The organism is Variovorax sp. 01N429 (assembly GCF_056399425.1).
On the sequence record NZ_JBFTRG010000008.1, the window covers coordinates 49,042 to 66,488 of the forward strand.

General features: G+C 63.8%; 16 protein-coding genes. 9 read left to right on the forward strand and 7 right to left on the reverse strand.

The features are described from left to right. Positions 1-75: 75 nt before the first annotated feature. From AC1DSF_RS15805 to AC1DSF_RS15825, 5 genes are all read left to right on the forward strand, one after another. Entirely contained in the window at positions 76-1,692 is a 1,617-nt protein-coding gene (locus tag AC1DSF_RS15805; protein WP_478183105.1) for an indolepyruvate oxidoreductase subunit beta family protein, read from the forward strand. Between the two features lie 134 nt (positions 1,693-1,826). Then, positions 1,827-2,873: a TRAP transporter substrate-binding protein gene (locus AC1DSF_RS15810; protein ID WP_478127134.1), complete on the forward strand. Its 1,047-nt coding sequence runs from the start codon at positions 1,827-1,829 to the stop codon at positions 2,871-2,873. Positions 2,874-2,917: 44 nt separating this feature from the next. Then, a complete protein-coding gene (locus AC1DSF_RS15815; protein WP_478145786.1) occupies positions 2,918-3,424 on the forward strand; it encodes a TRAP transporter small permease in 507 nt (168 codons plus the stop codon). Then, entirely contained in the window at positions 3,421-4,722 is a 1,302-nt protein-coding gene (locus AC1DSF_RS15820) for a TRAP transporter large permease (RefSeq protein ID WP_478127136.1), read from the forward strand. The genes AC1DSF_RS15815 and AC1DSF_RS15820 overlap by 4 nt, the downstream gene beginning before the upstream one ends. Further along, entirely contained in the window at positions 4,722-5,141 is a 420-nt protein-coding gene (locus AC1DSF_RS15825) for an acyl-CoA thioesterase (protein ID WP_478183106.1), read from the forward strand. The genes AC1DSF_RS15820 and AC1DSF_RS15825 overlap by 1 nt, the downstream gene beginning before the upstream one ends. A 98-nt stretch (positions 5,142-5,239) precedes the next feature. On the opposite strand, the gene AC1DSF_RS15830 is transcribed toward AC1DSF_RS15825, so the two are convergent. Then, entirely contained in the window at positions 5,240-5,602 is a 363-nt protein-coding gene (locus AC1DSF_RS15830; RefSeq protein ID WP_478183107.1) for an SPW repeat protein, read from the reverse strand. A gap of 150 nt (positions 5,603-5,752) precedes the next feature. On the opposite strand from AC1DSF_RS15830, the gene AC1DSF_RS15835 reads away from it, so the two are divergent. Continuing rightward, complete coding sequence (locus AC1DSF_RS15835; protein ID WP_478127139.1) at positions 5,753-6,079, forward strand: RodZ family helix-turn-helix domain-containing protein; 327 nt, start codon at positions 5,753-5,755, stop codon at positions 6,077-6,079. 135 nt (positions 6,080-6,214) lie between these two features. Here the strand turns inward: AC1DSF_RS15835 and AC1DSF_RS15840 are convergent, their stop codons facing one another. The 4 genes from AC1DSF_RS15840 to AC1DSF_RS15855 all read right to left on the reverse strand — a co-directional run bounded on the left by AC1DSF_RS15840 (position 6,215) and on the right by AC1DSF_RS15855 (position 10,705). Further along, positions 6,215-7,087 carry a carbohydrate ABC transporter permease gene (locus tag AC1DSF_RS15840; RefSeq protein WP_478127140.1) on the reverse strand — a complete coding sequence of 291 codons (873 nt, stop codon included), beginning with the start codon at positions 7,085-7,087 and terminating at the stop codon, positions 6,215-6,217. A 226-nt stretch (positions 7,088-7,313) separates the two neighbouring features. After that, complete coding sequence (locus AC1DSF_RS15845) at positions 7,314-8,225, reverse strand: carbohydrate ABC transporter permease (RefSeq protein ID WP_478127141.1); 912 nt, start codon at positions 8,223-8,225, stop codon at positions 7,314-7,316. 41 nt (positions 8,226-8,266) lie between these two features. Further along, positions 8,267-9,595, reverse strand: coding sequence for an ABC transporter substrate-binding protein (locus AC1DSF_RS15850; RefSeq protein WP_478183108.1), 1,329 nt, complete (start codon positions 9,593-9,595; stop codon positions 8,267-8,269). Positions 9,596-9,631: 36 nt separating this feature from the next. Then, on the reverse strand, positions 9,632-10,705 hold the full coding sequence (locus AC1DSF_RS15855) for an ABC transporter ATP-binding protein (protein WP_478183109.1): 1,074 nt from the start codon (positions 10,703-10,705) through the stop codon (positions 9,632-9,634). 156 nt (positions 10,706-10,861) lie between these two features. Here AC1DSF_RS15855 and AC1DSF_RS15860 point away from each other — a divergent pair, with 156 nt between their 5' ends. The 3 genes from AC1DSF_RS15860 to AC1DSF_RS15870 are packed head-to-tail and all read left to right on the forward strand — an operon-like array spanning position 10,862 to position 14,608. Then, positions 10,862-11,689: a FadR/GntR family transcriptional regulator gene (locus tag AC1DSF_RS15860; RefSeq protein ID WP_478127144.1), complete on the forward strand. Its 828-nt coding sequence runs from the start codon at positions 10,862-10,864 to the stop codon at positions 11,687-11,689. A gap of 10 nt (positions 11,690-11,699) precedes the next feature. Continuing rightward, positions 11,700-12,716, forward strand: coding sequence for a D-erythronate dehydrogenase (gene denD, locus AC1DSF_RS15865; protein ID WP_478127145.1), 1,017 nt, complete (start codon positions 11,700-11,702; stop codon positions 12,714-12,716). Continuing rightward, a complete protein-coding gene (locus tag AC1DSF_RS15870; RefSeq protein ID WP_478127146.1) occupies positions 12,716-14,608 on the forward strand; it encodes an IlvD/Edd family dehydratase in 1,893 nt (630 codons plus the stop codon). The genes denD and AC1DSF_RS15870 overlap by 1 nt, the downstream gene beginning before the upstream one ends. Positions 14,609-15,128: 520 nt before the next feature. On the opposite strand, the gene AC1DSF_RS15875 is transcribed toward AC1DSF_RS15870, so the two are convergent. Further along, positions 15,129-16,031 carry a LysR family transcriptional regulator gene (locus tag AC1DSF_RS15875; protein WP_478127147.1) on the reverse strand — a complete coding sequence of 301 codons (903 nt, stop codon included), beginning with the start codon at positions 16,029-16,031 and terminating at the stop codon, positions 15,129-15,131. A gap of 19 nt (positions 16,032-16,050) precedes the next feature. Next, positions 16,051-17,349, reverse strand: a complete 1,299-nt coding sequence (locus AC1DSF_RS15880) for a M20/M25/M40 family metallo-hydrolase (protein WP_478127148.1) — start codon at positions 17,347-17,349, stop codon at positions 16,051-16,053. Positions 17,350-17,447: the final 98 nt, after the last annotated feature.

Consider the following 17,447-nt stretch of genomic DNA (forward strand, 5'->3'; position numbering starts at 1 on the left):
CAATACCAGCGGCCCGGCGAAGCCGGTTCCGCGGTATTTCTGGAACAGACAAGCGCAGAGTAAGCAGGATTCTTCATGAACGACTCTCAACCGATCACCCTCCTCATTTGCGCGCTCGGCGGCGAAGGCGGCGGTGTGCTGACTGAATGGCTCGTCGATACGGCGCGACATGCCGGCTTTGCGGCGCAGAGCACGTCCATTCCCGGGGTGGCGCAGCGTACGGGCGCCACCACTTATTACGTCGAAGTCTTTCCGGTGCCGCTGGCCAAGCTCGGGGGGCGCCGGCCGATCTTCAGCTTGAGCCCGGTGCCGGGCGCGCTGGACGCCATCATCTCTTCGGAGCTGCTGGAGACCACGCGACAGATCGGCAATGGCATGAGCGCGCCCGAGCGAACCATCGTCATCACCTCGTCGAACCGCACGCTGACCACCGCCGAACGCATGCAGCCCGGCGACGGCCGCGCCGATGGGCAAAGACTGCTGGATGTCGTGAAAGCTTTCAGCCGCGAGCACCACGTTTTCGACATGGGCGCTGCGGCACGCGAAGCGGGCACCGTCGTCAGCGCAGTCATGCTGGGCGCGATCGCAGGGAGCGGGCTCTTTCCCTTTCCGCGCGAAGCCTATGAGCGCGTCGTGCGCGGTGGGGACACCAGCGCGCCCGAGAAGGTGAGCAAGATGGCGGCGGCCAGTCTGCGTGGGTTCTCGAAGGCGTTCGACGCGGTCAACGCACCGCGCCAGCACGCCGCGATGATCACGAGCCTGCTGGCCTCCAGCGGAGACGAGGCGCCGGGCGCAGAGGCGCTGTCCTCATCGGTGGCGAGTTTGTTCCCTCCGTCAGTGCACGAGATGCTGGCGCTGGGCCATGCACGCGTTCTCGACTATCAGGATGCGCGCTACGCCGATCTCTACGTCGAGCGCCTTCAGCGGGTGCTCGCCGCCGAGCGCGCTGCCGATCCGGCGGGTGCACAGGGCTTCGCCGTCACGCGCGAGATGGCACGCTGGCTCGCGTTGTGGATGGCCTTCGACGACATCGTGCGGGTGGCCGAACTCAAGAGCCGCGCAAGCCGCTCGCGGCGCGTGCGCGATGAAGTGAAGGCCGGCGAAGACGACATCGTGAAGGTCTACGACCACTTCAAGCCCGGCGCGCCGGAGTTCGCGGCGCTGCTGCCGGCTTCGCTGGCCAATCGGGTGACCGCATGGGATCGGCGCCGTTCGGCGCCTTGGGCGCTGCCTCTCAAGGTGGGCAGCCATTCAGTCTTCGGCATGGCCTCGCTGCGCTTGCTGGCGTCCCTGCGTTGGCTGCGCAGACGCGGACAGCGATTCGCGCAGGAACAGGCACTGATCGAACGCTGGCTCTGGGCGGTGGTCGAGGGCACGCGCACGCATTGGCGCCTGGGGCATGAGATCGCGCTCTGTGGCCGGCTCATCAAAGGCTATGGCAGCACCAACGAGCGCGGCAAGAACAATCTGCTGCACGTCATCGACCATCTGGCCATCGCGCCGCTCCCCGACGGTTCGCCGGCCTCGCGCGCCACGGCCATCGCGGCGGCGCGCGAAGCCGCACTCGCGGACGATGCCGGCACCGCGCTCGATGCCACGCTGGTGCGCCACGGCGCAGCGCCGCGTCCCGTCAAGCCGCAACCGATCCGATGGATGAAGCGCACGCCAAATGCCGCGCCTCGCGCGCACTGAGAAAAGTCTCTCAAGGTAAACGCCGATTTACGCAATCAGCGACTCTTATAAAAAATAACCGATTTCGCACCGCACAAAGTCGGCATCCGCAGAGTGCCGACTGCCACCGAACCAACAACACCTAGGAGACACCCATGTCGACAACTCGCTTCATGACTTCGGCCGCCGCGCGCGCCGTGCTGGCGCTTTCGGCCGCGCTGGCGCTCGCCGCCGCACCGGTCCATGCACAGGACAAGCCGGTCAACCTCAAGCTGTCCAGCTGGGTGCCGGCGCAGCATCCGCTGAATCCATCGCTGCAGGCATGGGCCGATGACATCAAGAAGGCGTCGAACGGCACGATCACCGCGACGCTGTTCCCATCGGAGCAGCTCGGCAAGGCTTTCGACCACTACGACATGGCGCGCGACGGCATCGCGGACTTCGCCTACATCAACCCCGGCTACCAGCCGGGCCGCTTTCCGATCATGGCGGGCGCATCGCTCCCCTTCCTCTTTGCCAACGCCAAGGGCGGCACCGTCGCCATCGACACGTGGTACCGGCAGTACGCCGCCAAGGAGATGAAGGATGTCAAGTTCTGCTTCGCCTTCGTGCATGACCCCGGCACCTTCCATGCGCGCAAGAAGATCGTGCTTCCGACCGACATCAAGAGCATGAAGATTCGCCCTGCGACAAGCACCATCGGCCAGATGGTCACTTCGCTCGGCGGCACCAACGTGCAAGCCTCGGCGCCCGAATCGCGCGACATGCTGGAGCGCGGCGTGGCCGACGCCATCACCTTCCCGTGGGGCTCCATCGGGCTGTTCGGCATCGACAAGGTGGTGAGCTATCACATGGATGTTCCGCTCTATGTCACGCCTTTCGTGTGGGCCATGAACCAGAGCAAATACGACAGCATGTCGCCCGCGCAGAAGAAGGTGATCGACGACCATTGCACCAGCGAGTGGGCTGAGAAGGTGGCCGCGCCATGGGCCGACTTCGAATATGGCGGCCGCGCGAAGATCGGCTCGCAGGCCGGCCACGAGATCTACAAGCTCACGCCCGAACAGCTCGACGCGTGGCGCAAGGCGACCGCGCCCGTCGAAGCGCAGTGGGCTGAAGGCGTGAAGAAGGTCGGACAGGATCCGAAGGCCGTGCTCGATTCGCTGAAAGCCAACCTCGTCAAGAACAAAGCTGCCTTGTGATGGCGGGCCGGGACGACATGCCATCGCCGGCGCCTGTGAAAGGGATGCTGAGCGACAAGCTGATCAACGGGATCGAATGGCTCGCGGCCATGTTTGTCGGCATCGTCGCGCTCAATATCTTCGTGGCGGTGGTGTTGCGCAAGTTCTTCGACACGTCGATCCCCGACGCCTACGACTTCGGACGCATGCTGCTGGGCATCCTCATCTTCTGGGGCATTGCCGCGACGAGCTACAGGGGCGGCCACATCACGGTCGACCTCGTGTGGACAGCGGCCAGCCCGCGCATGAAGCGCTGGATCGATGTCTTCGCCACGCTGGTGCTGCTGTTCGTGGTCGCGGTGCAGACCGCCACGCTGTTCGACAAGGTGCGCGGCACCTATGTCGACCACGTGCTGACCTACGACATGAACATCCCCACCTGGCCGTTCTATGCGGTGGCGTGGCTCGGCGACGTCTCGGCGGTCGTGCTGATCGCTATCCGCACCTATCGATTGATCTTCCATCCTGAGTTGCTCCACGACGAGAAGCCGGAAATGAAAGCTGATGAATGAGCACTGACGCGATTGCCGTTCTCGGCTTCTTTGTTCTTTTCGCGTTGATGTTGTTGCGGGTGCCGGTCGGCATGGCCATGGGACTGGTGGGAGTCACCGGCTACGCGTGGATCGTCGGCCCCGGGCCTGCGCTCAAGCTGGTCGGCCAGACTTCGATGCGCACCGTGACCGACTACACCTTCGGCGTCATTCCCATGTTCATGCTGATGGGGGCGCTGGTCTCCGTGTCGGGCGTGAGCCGCGAGCTTTTCAAGGCCGCCAACTCGATGATCGGCCACCTGCGCGGCGGCCTGGGCGTGGCGACCGTGGTGGCCTGCGGCGGCTTTGCGGCGATCTGCGGCTCGTCGGTGGCAACGGCTGCCACGTTCTCGGCCGTGGCGTATCCGGAGATGCGGCGCTTCAACTACCCGCAGTCGTTTTCCACAGGCGTCATCGCCGCGGGCGGCACGCTGGGCGCCATCCTTCCGCCATCGACAGTGCTGGCGGTCTACGCGATCCTCACGCAGCAGGACATCGGCAAGCTCTTCATGGCGGGGATCATTCCCGGCATTCTGGCGATGGCGATGTATGTGATGACCATCGCGCTCATCGTGCGCTTCAGGCCGACGTGGCTCCCCGGCGGCGAGATCAAGCCATGGGCAGAGCGGGTGGCCGATCTCAAGAACGTGTGGGCGCCGCTGGTGCTTTTCATCTTCGTGATCGGCGGGCTGTATGGCGGGTTCTTCACGCCGACCGAGGCTGGCGGCGTGGGTGCCAGTGGCGCTTTCATCCTGGGCGTGCTGCGGCGCAAGCTCGACGGACCGAAGATCCGCGAAGCCCTTCTGTCAGCCACGCGCACCGCGGCAGCGGTGTTCACGGTGCTGATCGGCGCGCTGCTGTTCGGCTACTTTTTGACGATCACGCAAAGCCCGCAGAAGCTCACCGAATTCCTGACCAGTCTCGGCATCGGCCGCTATGGCGTGCTGGCCCTGATCATGCTGATGTACCTGGTACTGGGCTGCCTGATGGACGCCATGGCGATGATCATCCTGACGGTGCCAATCATCTTTCCGGTGATCGTGCATCTGGGCTTCGATCCCATCTGGTTCGGCGTCATCATCGTGATGACCGTGGAGCTCGGGCTGATCCATCCGCCGGTGGGGATGAACGTCTTCGTGATCAAAAGCGTGGTGAAGGATGTGAGCTTCACGACGATCTTCAAGGGCGTTCTGCCGTTCATCCTGACCGACATCCTGCGCCTCATCATCCTCATCGCCTTCCCGATCATTGCGCTGTGGCTCCCGACGAGAATGAACTGATGAGCATCGAAGTCACCTACACCGTGCGGGTCGAATTCGGCGATTGCGATCCGGCCGGCATCGTCTGGTTTCCCAATTTCTTTCGCTGGATCGATGCGGCGTCGCGCCACTTTTTTGCGGAACGCGGCGTGCCGCGCTGGGAAGAGACGGCCCAGACGCTCGGCGTTATCGGCACGCCGCTGGTCGACACGCACACGCGCTTCGTCAAGAGCGCCAGCTATGGCGACACGTTGAGCATCGCGGCCACGATTCCCGAGTGGCGCGAAAAGAGCTTCGTGCAACGCTATCGCGTGACGCGCGGCGAAGACCTGATCCTGGAGTGCGACGAAGTGCGCATCTTCGCCGCCAGGCGCGACGGCGGCGGCATCCGCGCAGTGCCGATTCCGCCCGAGATCCGCCGGCTCTGTGACGAGCCCTGAGCGGCGGCACTACGACCTCCTGTCGATCCTCGTCGACATATCGTGCGAAGACGCTCGCGGCGGGCCGCCTCCGCAGGGCTCCCGCCGCGTCTTTCAGTTCAATGCGCGGCGCGGTGCAGCCAGCCGCTGTAGTCCTTGTCGGTCGTCAGCGTCCAGAGCGCCAGCACCGCGACCACGATGCCGCTGATCACCGTGGAGAGCATCGGATCCCGCATCGTGCTGAAGCCCAGCACCCACGGTGATATCACCAGCCAGGCGCCGAGCGCGCACTCGATCCACTCTTCCCATGCGCGCGGCACGATCATGGCTCCGAGCGCAGCCGCGATCAGCGCCACGCCCACCACGACGGCGTTCGCGGTGGGGGTCCTTTCGCCCTGGAAGCCCACGATCCAGGGGGACAGGACCAGCCAAACGCCAAGCAGCGCATTCACCACGTCCTGCCAATGCTTGAGTCGCTTCATCACACACCTCCTGCCGGCCTCCAGACACGAGAAATTCCGGCCGGCAAAAGCTTCGATAAAGCGAATTCGGCCGTGTTCCCGAGCCCCGATGATGTGGTCGGTCGATATCTATCATTAGCCAAATCACGTCCTTTGTGAAAAAATAGTTTCATGCCGCGGAACTCCGATGCCATCGAAACACTTCCTTCAGCCGTCGCTGTCGCATTGACTCAGCTCGGCTCCGATCTTGCGCTTGCACGCAAGCGGCGCAAGCAGTCGCTCCGAAGTTGGGCAACGCGTCTGAACGTCTCTGTCCCAACGCTCGCCAAGATGGAAAAAGGCGATCCGACAGTGTCTGTCGGGGTCTACGGCACGGCGCTGTGGCTGATCCAGCGTCACGACGCTCTCGCCACCTTGGCCGCACCACAGCACGACCTTGCGGCGCTGGAAAGCGAAATCCAGACAGCGTCTCGTCGGGGAGCGAAGAGCAATGCCTGAACCCATTCCCTACGTCCCCCGGGATCAGCTTTCGCCTTGGACGGACGCTCGCGCAATATCTGGACAACGACAGGGCAGGCGCGCAGCGAAGGGGCCACGCTGCCAGTGGTAGTCCGGTGCATCGGCAGGTCTACCTCACTCTTTCACAGACCCCGTAAGCCCCGAGACGTAGTACTCGACAAAGAACGAGTAGATGAAGGCCACCGGCAACGAGCCCAGCAGCGCCCCGGCCATCAGCGGCCCCCACTGGTAGACATCACCCTGCACGAGCTCGGTCACGACGCCGACCGGCAGCGTCTTGATCTCCGACGAGGAAACAAAGGTCAGCGCATAGATGAACTCGTTCCACGACAGCGTGAAAGCGAAGATGCCCGCCGAGATCAAGCCCGGCACTGCGAGCGGCAGCACGATCTTCACCAGGATCTGCCAGCGCGTGGCGCCGTCGATCAGCGCGCACTCCTCCAGTTCCGCGGGGATCGATCTGAAATAGCCCATCAGCAGCCAGGTGCTGAACGGAATCAGGAAGGTCGGGTAGGTCAGGATCAGCGCCCAGCGCGTGTCGAAGAGCCCCAGATTGAAGACGACGCTCGCCAGCGGAATGAAAAGAATCGACGGGGGCACCAGGTAAGCCAGGAAGATCGCCAGCCCTGTATGCCGCGCGCCACGAAAGCGCAGGCGTTCGATGGCGTAGGCGGCAAACACCGACGCCGCGAGCGAGAAGAAGGTCGACACCACCGAGACGATCAGCGTGTTCCACAGCCATTGCGGATACGAAGTTTCGAAGAGCAGCTTGTGAAAGTGCTCGATGGTCGGCGCGATCACCCAGAAAGGATTGCCTTCGCGCGACAGCAGCTCGGCGTCGGGCTTCACCGAGGTGATCGCCATCCAATAGAACGGAAACAGCAGCACGATGAGGAAAGCCAGCAGCGGCAGGTAGACCGTCACCATCTTGCGCGGAATGGACTCCAGGTAGCCCATGCCGACCACATCGATCTGACCACCTTTCATGACCCCACTCCCTGACCCTTCACAGGCCCCTTCAAGAAATACCGCGGAACCGGCTTCGCCGGGCCGCTGGTGTTGCCCCCGGTAGGGCGTGGGCGGCCACACGAAGTGGGCAAGCCTGGGGGCGAGCAACAGGAATACCGCGGAACCGGCTTCGCCGGGCCGCTGGTATTGCCCCCGGCAGGGGGTTGGCGAAGCGACACGAAGTGCGCGCAGACTGGGGGCGAGTTCACTTGTCGGACCCCCCTTGCTGCCAGGCCCGGCGCTGCAAGCCGAAGAAGCTGAACATGATGCAAGCCAGCAGGAACGGCACCATCGCAATCGCGATCGCCGCACCCTCGCCCAGCGCGCCGCCTGAAATCGCACGCTGGAACGACAGCGTCGCCATCAGGTGCGTTGCATTGAGCGGACCGCCGCGTGTGATGACGTAGATCAGCTGGAAGTCGGTGAAGGTGAACAGCACCGAGAAGGTCATGACCACCGCGATGATCGGCGTCAGCAGCGGCATCGTGACATGCCGGAATTGCTGCCAGGGCGTTGCGCCATCGATGGCCGATGCCTCGTAGTACGAAGGCGAAATGGTCTGCAGGCCAGCCAGCAGCGTGATCGCCACGAATGGCACTCCCCGCCAGACATTGGCGGCGATCACCGCCATGCGTGCATTCCAGGGGTCGCCGAGAAAGTCGATGTAATGATCGATCAGCCCCATCTTGACCAGCGCCCAGCTGACGATCGAGAACTGCGAGTCGTAGATCCACCAGAAGGCAATCGCCGACAGTGCGGTCGGCACGATGTAGGGCAGCAGGATGACCGCCCGGAAGAAGGTCTTGAAGCGGATGTTCTTGTTCAGCAGCACCGCCAGCCACAAGCCGAGAAAGAACTTGAACACGCTCGCCACCGTTGTGTAGAAGAGCGTGTTGAAGAGCGCCAGCCGCGTGACCGCATCGTTCCAGAGAAAGATGTAGTTCTCCAGACCGATCCACTCGCCTCCGCGGCCCACCTTGGTATCGGTGAACCCCAGCCAGGTGCCCAGGCCGAGCGGATAGGTCAGGAACATCAGCAGCAGCACCGCCGCCGGCAGCATGAACAGGAAGCCGAGAGCGTTGCGGCTGTTCTGCAGCCGGGCCAGTGGTGTCGTCATCGAGGCGGGCGTGCGCGTCAGACTTTGCGTCACACCTTGCGTCAGACCTTGTAGTAGCGCTCGGCGCGCTTCTGGGCGCGCTCCATCGCCTCTTTGGGCGTCTTGGAGCCGCTGGCCGCTTCAGCCACCATGTTCGGAATGATGAAGTCAGCCGCGACGCCCGCGGACGCATAGCCCAGCTTGCCTTCGTAGCCGGCTGGACGAAGGTTCTTGACCGAATCGCGGTAAGGCGTGTTCTTCGGATCCGAGGTCCAGATCGGATTGGCCTCGTACGCGCGCAAAGGCTGCGCGACGTAGCCACCCGCGCCCGTCAGCCAATCGTCGAACTGCGGCCGCTCCATCATGAAGCGCAGGAATTCTTTCGATGCCTGCGGGTACTTCGTGTACTTCATGATCATCTGATTGAAGAACAGATGCGATTCCGTCGGCACACCCACGGGGCCGATCGGGAACACGGCATGGTTGATGTCCGCAGCCATTTCCTTGAGCTTCGGATCGGGCGAGTTCTTGGCCGCGTAGTAGATTGAAATGCCGTTGTTCGTGAGGCTGATCTGTCCGTCGAGGAAAGCCTTGTTGTTGTTCGGGTCCAGCCACGACAGCGTGCCCGGAATGAAGTTGGCGTACAGCTCCTTCGAATACTCAAGCGCCTTGAGCGTCTCAGGGCTGTCGAGCATGACCTTGTTGTTCTTGTCGACCAGCTTGCCGCCGAACGACCAGATCAGCCAGTTGGTCCATGTAGCGTCGCCCGTCGCGTTGCCGAGCGCCATGCCGCCGGGGATGCCCTTGTCCTTCAGCGCCTTGTAGAGCTTCAGGAAATCGTCGGTGTTCGTCGGGAACTTGTCGAAGCCGGCCGCCTTGACCATGCTTTCGCGATAGACCATCAGCGAACCTGCCGCGCCGAGCGGAAGGCCGATCCACTTCTTGCCATCCGGCCGCATGAAGAGTTCGCCGGCCGGATACCAGCCGCCGTATTTCTTGCCGAGATATTCCGCCAGATCGGTGACGTCGAGCAGCTTGTCCGGATAGAGGTTCGCGTCATCGTTGGTCGACAGGATGATGTCGGGGCCCGCACCGGTATTGGCGGCCACCGCGGCCTTGGGGCGGACGTCTTCCCAGCCTTCGTTGTCCACGCGCACTTCGACGCCGGTTGCATCGCTGAACTTCTTCACGTTCGCCATGTAGGCGTCGATGTCTCCCTGCACGAAGCGGCTCCAGCGCAGCACCCGCAGCTTGGCGCCCTTCTCGGGCTTGAAGGTCACGGTCTGGGCATTCGCGAGCGGCGAAAAGATCGCGGTGCCGACGCCGAGCGAAGCGGCAGCGGCAATGCCTGCCGAGCTCTTGAGAATCTCGCGGCGATTGAAGTCACTCATTCATGTCTCCTGTGTTGAACGGGCCAGAAAAGAACCTCAAGCCACCAGCCGCTGGCCGGTGCCTGCATCGAAAAGGTGTGCGCGCTGCAGATCGGGCTGCAGGTGGATGGTCGTCCCTGGCGCGAAGTCGTAGCGCTCGCGGAAGACCGCGGAAATCTCGGCGCCTTCGTGGCGGCACGCGACGAAGGTGTCCATGCCGGTCGGCTCCATCACGACCACGCGCGAAGGAATGCCGCCGTCGTCCGAAAGGCTCAGGTGCTCGGGCCGGGTGCCGTAGATCACAGCCTGTCCGTCGGCGCCGCCGGATCGCAGCGGTGCATCGAGCTGGGTGCCGTCCGCGAGCTCGACCCGCGCCGCGCCGCCGCTGCGACGCAAGGTGCCCGGCAGGAAGTTCATCGCCGGAGAGCCGATGAAGCCCGCGACGAACTGATTGGCCGGATGGTCGTAGAGATCGAGCGGACTGCCCGTCTGCTCGATGCGCCCGTCGCGCATCACGACGATCTTGTCGCCCATCGTCATCGCCTCGATCTGGTCGTGCGTGACATAGATGGAAGTCGTCTTCAGCCGCTGGTGAAGCTCCTTGATCTCGCTGCGCATGGCCACGCGCAACTTGGCGTCGAGGTTGGACAAGGGCTCGTCGAACAAGAAAACCTGCGGATCGCGCACGATCGCCCGGCCCATCGCCACTCGCTGGCGCTGCCCACCCGACAACTGGCGCGGGTAACGTCCGAGCAACGGCGTCAGCGCGAGGATCTCGGCTGCGCGCCCGACTTTCTGCTCGATGGCGGCCTTGTCCATCTTGGCCAGCGCAAGCGCAAAGGCCATGTTGTCGCGCACGGTCATGTGCGGATAGAGCGCGTAGTTCTGGAAAACCATCGCGATGTCGCGCTCCTTCGGCGGCAGGTCGTTGACTCGCCGGTCGCCGATGCGGATTTCACCGCCGTTGATTTCCTCCAGCCCGGCGATCATGCGCAGCAACGTCGACTTGCCGCAGCCCGAGGGACCCACCAGCACTGTGAAGGAGCCGTCGCGTATGTCGATGTCCACGCCATGCAGGATGGGCACTTCGCCGAAATTCTTCTTGACCGCCTGGATCGTGACACTTGCCATGCACTGGAGTCCTCGGAGTTCGCAGAAAACGCGGATCACGCAAGGTATGAAGGCCTTGCGTCGCAACCGCGCAGTATTGGCATTGAGACAAGCTCGCGCATCAGGGCAAACCGTTAGGCATTAACCCCTGCAAATTTGTATGATCACCGTATCACCGTGCAAACATCTCCCATCGCCGGGCGGCCTCCGGCGCCCTCCCCCACCCAGCCCCTTCCGCTGATCGTCGATCGGCTGTCGGACCGGTTGGCCGTGCTGTTGAGCGAACAGATCGAATCCGGCACGCTCCAGGCGGGCGACCGGCTTCCGACCGAGCAGCAGATCGCCGCCGCGCACCGCGTCTCGCGCACCGTGGTGCGAGAGGCGGTGCATCAACTCAAGTCCAAGGGCATGGTTCAGTCGCGGCAAGGTTCGGGCGTCTATGTGGCGCCGCGCCCGGTCAACCAGCCGCTTGCCTTCGATCCCGCGGTGTTGACTTCGGTCCAGTCGGTCGTCCATGTGGTGGAAGTGCGGCGCGTGCTCGAAGGCGAGATCGCGGCACTCGCGGCCGAGCGCGCCACCCGAGGTCAGATTGCCGCGTTGCGCCGGGCACTTGCGGCGATCGACGCCGCAGTGGCCGAAGGGCGGGACGGCGTCGCCGAGGACCTTGCCTTTCACCAGGTGATCGGCGAATCGACGGGTAATCCGCAATTCCGGCTTCTGCTCGGCTTCCTTGAGCAATACCTGCGCGAAGGCATGCGCATCACACGTGGCAACGAGGCCCGGCGCGCCGACTTCATGACGGCCGTGCAGCGCGAACATCGCGCCATCTTCGAGGCCATCGCGGCGCACGACCCTGTCGCAGCGCGGCTTCACGCAAACGAACACCTGATCCGCGGCGAACAGCGGTTGATCGAGGGCGGCGTCATCGATGGCCGCCGTCGGCAAGCCGCGGTCAAAGCCGTGCGCGCCGCGGACCCCACGACCTCCCGAAAGGGAAAGCAATGAAGGAGACTGCATGAAACTGATGATCACCGGAGGCGGCGGCTTCGTCGGCGCGCGCCTCGCAAGGGCGCTGCTTGCCCGCGGCACGCTGGCGGGCCAGCGCATCGAGCGCCTGGTATTGACCGACATCGCGCCGCCACCCGCCGACCTGCTCGCCGACGCACGCGTCGAGGCACGCACCGGCCCATTGCTCACGCAGACCGATGCGCTACGCGACGAACCCTTTGACGGCGTTTTCCACCTGGCTTCAGCGGTCTCAGGCGAATGCGAACTCGACTTCGACCTGGGCCTGCGCTCCAACCTGGACAGCACGCGGGCATTGCTCGACGCGATCAGGGCGCGTGTCAATGCGGGCGGCAAGGTGCCGCGCCTGGTGTTCTCGAGTTCGGTCGCCGTGTTCGGCCCCGACCCTGCAGTACCGCTGCCGAAAATCGTTGCCGACGACACGTTGCCGGCGCCACAGACTTCGTACGGCACTCAGAAGCTGATCTGCGAGCATCTCATTGCCGACTACACGCGCAAGGGCTATGTCGATGGCCGCGCTGCACGGCTCATGACAGTGACGGTGCGTCCCGGCCGGCCGAACGGCGCGGCATCTTCGTTCTTCAGCGGCATCATCCGCGAGCCGCTGGCAGGGGTCGAAGCGATCTGCCCGGTTTCTCCCGATGTCTCGCATCCGATGTCGTCGCCGTCGCGCACGGTCGAAGGGCTGATCGCCGTCTATGAAGCCAGCCGGGAAGAGTTCTGCGGCCGCACCGCACTCAATCTTCCGGCAATCAATGTGCGCGTCAGCGACATGCTCGACGCGCTCGAAGAGGTGGCCGGACCCGCCGTGCGCGCCCGTGTTCGCTTCGAGCGCGACGAGCGCATCGCCGGCATCGTTGCCAATTGGCCCAGCGGCGCGTCCGCCGCACGCGCAGCCCGGCTGGGCTTGCATCCACACGACAACTTCGCCGACATCATTCGGCAATACATCGAAGACTGCGCGGCACTGCCGAACGCGGACCTGACCCTGAAGGGAATGCGCTGATGACATCGAAGAAGACGAGCAACTCAAAGAACGCGAACACTGTGAAGTCGACGAAGAGCGCCAAGGTCGCGAAGAAGAATTCGGCCAGTTCAGCCGCTGCCGCGCCGGTGCGCGCCGGCAGCCTGCGGTCGCAGGCATGGTTCGACAATCCGGCCAATGCCGACATGACGGCGCTCTATCTGGAGCGCACGATGAACTTCGGCCTGGGCATCGACGAGCTCCAGTCGGGCCGCCCCATCATCGGCATCGCGCAGACCGGCTCGGACATCGCGCCCTGCAACCGTCATCACCTGGTGCTCGCCGAGCGCGTGCGCGAAGGCATTCGCGATGCGGGGGGCATCGCTTTCGAGTTCCCGATCCATCCGATCCAGGAAACTTGCAAGCGCCCGACGGCGGCACTCGATCGCAACCTGCAATATCTCTCGCTGGTGGAAGTGCTGTACGGCTATCCCCTCGATGGCGTGGTGTTGACGACCGGCTGTGACAAGACGACGCCGGCGCAATTGATGGCTGCCGCGACGGTGGACATTCCCGCCATCGCGCTCAATTCGGGGCCGATGCTCAACGGCTGGTACAAGGGCGAACGCACGGGCTCGGGCACGATCGTGTGGCGTGCGCGCGAGATGATGGCAGCAGGAGAGATCGGCTATCAGGAATTCCTGAAGCTCGTCGCTTCGTCAGCGCCGTCGACAGGGCATTGCAACACCATGGGAACGGCGTCGACCATGAATTCGCTGGCCGAGGTGCTCGGCATGACGCTGCCCGGCAGTGCTGCGATTCCGGCGCCCTACCGTGATCGCCAGGAGATGGCGTATCACACGGGCAGGCGCATCGTCGAGATGGTGCGCGAAGACTTGAAGCCTTCGGACATCCTGACGCGCGAAGCTTTCGAAAATGCGATCGTGGTCAACTCCGCGCTCGGCGGATCGACCAACGCGCCGGTGCACCTGATTGCCATCGCGCGGCACATCGGCGTGGAGCTCACGACCGATGATTGGGAAAAGCTCGGCTACAAAATCCCGCTGATCGTGAATCTGCAGCCGGCCGGCGAGTATCTGGGCGAAGACTATTACCGCGCGGGCGGCGTTCCGGCAGTAGTCGCCGAATTGATCGCGCAGGGCAAAATCAAGCCAGCGCTCACGGCCAACGGCAAGACGCTCATCGACAACTGCGAAGGCAAGTTCACGAGCGACCGCACGGTCATCTTCCCGTACAACAAGCCGATGAAGAAGAACGCGGGGTTCCTGAATCTGAAGGGCAATCTCTTCGAATCGGCCATCATGAAGACGAGCGTGATCACGCCCGAATTCCACTCGCGCTATCTCGAAGACCCGAACGATCCGATGGCATTCGAAGGTACGGCGATCGTGTTCGACGGGCCGGAGGACTATCACCGTCGCATTGACGATCCGAAGATGAAAATCGATCCCAAGAGTGTGTTGTTCATGCGCGGCGTGGGGCCGGTGGGCTATCCGGGCGCTGCCGAGGTGGTGAACATGCGTGCGCCTTCGTACCTGATCAAGAAGGGCGTTACGGCGCTGCCTTGCATTGGCGATGGCCGGCAGTCCGGAACGTCCGGGTCGCCATCGATCCTCAATGCTTCACCCGAGGCTGCGACGGGTGGCGGGCTTGCGCTGGTTCAAACGGGCGATCGAGTGCGCATTGACCTGAAGAAGCGCACGGCCAATATGCTGGTGCCGGATGAGGAGCTTGCTCGTCGGCGCGCCAAGCTGGACGCTCAGGGCGGGTATCCGTATCCGGCCAGTCAAACTCCATGGCAGGAGATTCAGCGGGGCATCGTGGATGAGCTGTCTGGAGGGATGGTGCTGAAGCCTGCTGTGAAGTATCAGAAGGTGCACGCTACGTTTGGGATTCCTCGGGACAATCACTGAAGGTTGTTGTTTGCTGTTTGGGGGGCCGCCCGGTATGGGGTGTGGGCTGTGGCGACCCCGCTGCGCCGGCCCTTCGGGCTTCCCTGCAGTGCTCGACTCAGGCGGGGTCCGCGTGAAACTCGCTGCGCTCAGACACACGCGGCCCTGATCCGCCCGAGTCTCCGCGCTTCGGCGGCGCAGAAGGGTCACCACAGCCCACACCCCATACCGGGCTCAGTGTTGCGCTGGGGTTGCGCGCGTCTCGAACGCCCGCGGCCTGCGCGTTAGCGACAGCGATGGCGGCGGACAAATCACCCCCGCCCTTACCGGCGGAGGCGGGCGGTGTGCCCTGGGCTGGCCGTTGAGGCACCGCCGAGCAGCGCAGCGGTACGCGGATCAGGGCTGCGCGTGTTTGAGCGCAGCGAGTTTCGCGCGGACCCCGCGTGCCGCGAGCAGCGCAGGGAAGCCGCAAAGCGGCCGGTGACGTCGGCCAGCCCAGGGCACACCGCCCGCCTCCGCCACCCCTACCCACTCCACTCCTTCAACTCACCCCTTCAACCGCCTCCCGCATAAAAACAGTAATGCTCCGCACAGCCACAGAATCCGGCTTTCCCGCAAACCGCAGCGCACGAATAGGCACCGGAATATGCGGCTCCAGCGTCAGCACATCCACTTTCTCCCGATCCGCTGAACGAGCGGTACATCCATCGACCAGCGCGACCCCAAGTCCATGGTGCGCCATCGCAAGCGCCGCATGGTAGGTCTGCACAGTGACCACCGCCTGCTTGAATCCGACGCCAGCCTGCCGACACGCCTGACTCAGACTCGTCCCGACTGGATCCCGACTGTCGAGCCCCACCACCGGAAGGTCGACCAGATCGTGCAGCGCCACCGATCCGTTGCGCAGTAGTGCGCGGGGCAACATTCCCTTAGGCGCAATGCACACCATGCGGCTGTCAGCCAACGCCTCTTGGGTCAACGAAGGATGCACGGTCGGACTGAATGCAAAGCCGACATCCGCCTCCTGCAGCAGCAGTGCCGACATGATCTGCGGTGAATGCAGCGACTCGACCGTCACCGCCACGCCAGGATGCTTTTCCCGAAAGCGCTTGAGCGCGCGCGGCAGCACTTCGTAGCTCAAAGCCAGCACCGTAAGGATGCGCAGCTCTCCCGCGTCACTCGCCGAACGCAGGTTCGTCGCGAGGCGCTGCACCTCGTCGAGCTGTGCAAAGAGCCGCTCGATGTGCGGATACAGCGTCAACGCCTCCGTGGTCGGCGTCAGGCGACCCTTGGCTCGCTGGAAGAGCGCGAACCCGAGTTGGATCTCCGCATGCTGCAACGTCCGGCTCACCGCCGGCTGTGTGATGTTGATGAGCCGCGCCGCCGCACTCACGCTCCCGGTGAGCATGATCGCGTTGAAGACTTCGATGTGACGTAGCCGCATTGCGAGAGGAGACGGCGCCTCAGTTCGATCCGGGCCCGAGCTTCCCGCGAGACACGTCCATGATCAGTTGCGTTGCAAGATAGAGCCGCGGTTCGATCGAATCGATCAGCACATATTCCGCGTCCATCGAATGCGCACCGAAACCCTGGAGTCCGAACCGCTCCACCACCGCGGCCTTGGTGTTCAAGCCCGCAAAAGCCGCGTCGGTGCCGCCGCCTGCCACCTTGTCGTCCGCGCCCAACGTGCGGCCGAGGCTCTTGTAGATCTGCTGAGCGTGCGTCGCGAGCGCGCGGGATGCATCCGTCGCCTCCAGCGGCGGGCGGCGGCGCTCGAACTTGATTTCGACTTTGGCTTGAGGAATCAGCTGGTTCTTCGATCGCTCCCGGACCTCGCGCTCGATGCGGTCGTAGTCGCTCACCTTCAGCACCCGCACATCCGCACCGGCGGTCGCCGTGGCCGGAATCACGTTGCGATTGGTGCCCGAGCGTGAAATCGTCCAGTTCATCTTCAGGCCTGTGGCCGGATCGGACAGGTCGCGCATTTGCAGGATCTGGTGCGACAACTCGTACAACGCATTCACGCCCGCCTCCGGTGCCGAACCCGCGTGGGACGCCTTGCCAGTGACATTGAGCGTGACCGACGCAATGCCCGCGGTCGCGAGCGACAGCTTGTCGTCCCGAATCGGTGCGCCCTCGAAAGACATGACCACGTCGTGCTCACCGCCCAGCCGCGTGAGAAGCGCCCGGGCACCCGGCGAACTAATCTCCTCGTCGCCATTGATCAACACCGTCAGCGTGCCGTAGTCCTTAAAGTCCAGGGCCTTCAGCAGCGCCACCGTATGCGCGATGACCGCCACGCCCTGCTTGTCGTCCGCGATGCCCAGCCCGTATGCCTTGTCGCCATCGATGCGAAACGGCTGCTGTCTCGACATGCCCACCTGATAGACCGTGTCCATGTGCGCGATCAGCATGATCTTCTTCGTGCCCGCGCCCTTGAACGTCGCACGCACCACCTTGCCGATCTTCTCCGGCGTGTCTTCCATGCGGTAGGCATCGGCCGAAGGATCGATCAGTTCGACCTGCCCGCCAAGCGCCTTGAACTTCGCAGCAACCAGATCCGCGATCTTGTCCAGCCCCTCCAGATCGCGACTCCCCGATTCCACAGAAACCAGCTGCTTCAAAGTCTCCAGCAACGCCGGCTTCTCCTTCGCGGCAAGCGCAGCGAGCCGCTCATCTGGCGCAGCAAAGGCGCATGCGCAGGCAGCACTTAACGCCGCAAACAAGACGACCCGACGGCCAGAAGCAATTGCAATGTTCATTGATCCTGAATCTCCAAAACGATTTTCCAGAAACACCGCGGAACCGGCTTTGCCGGGCCGCTGGTGTTGCCCCCGGTAGGGGGTGGGCGGCTACACGA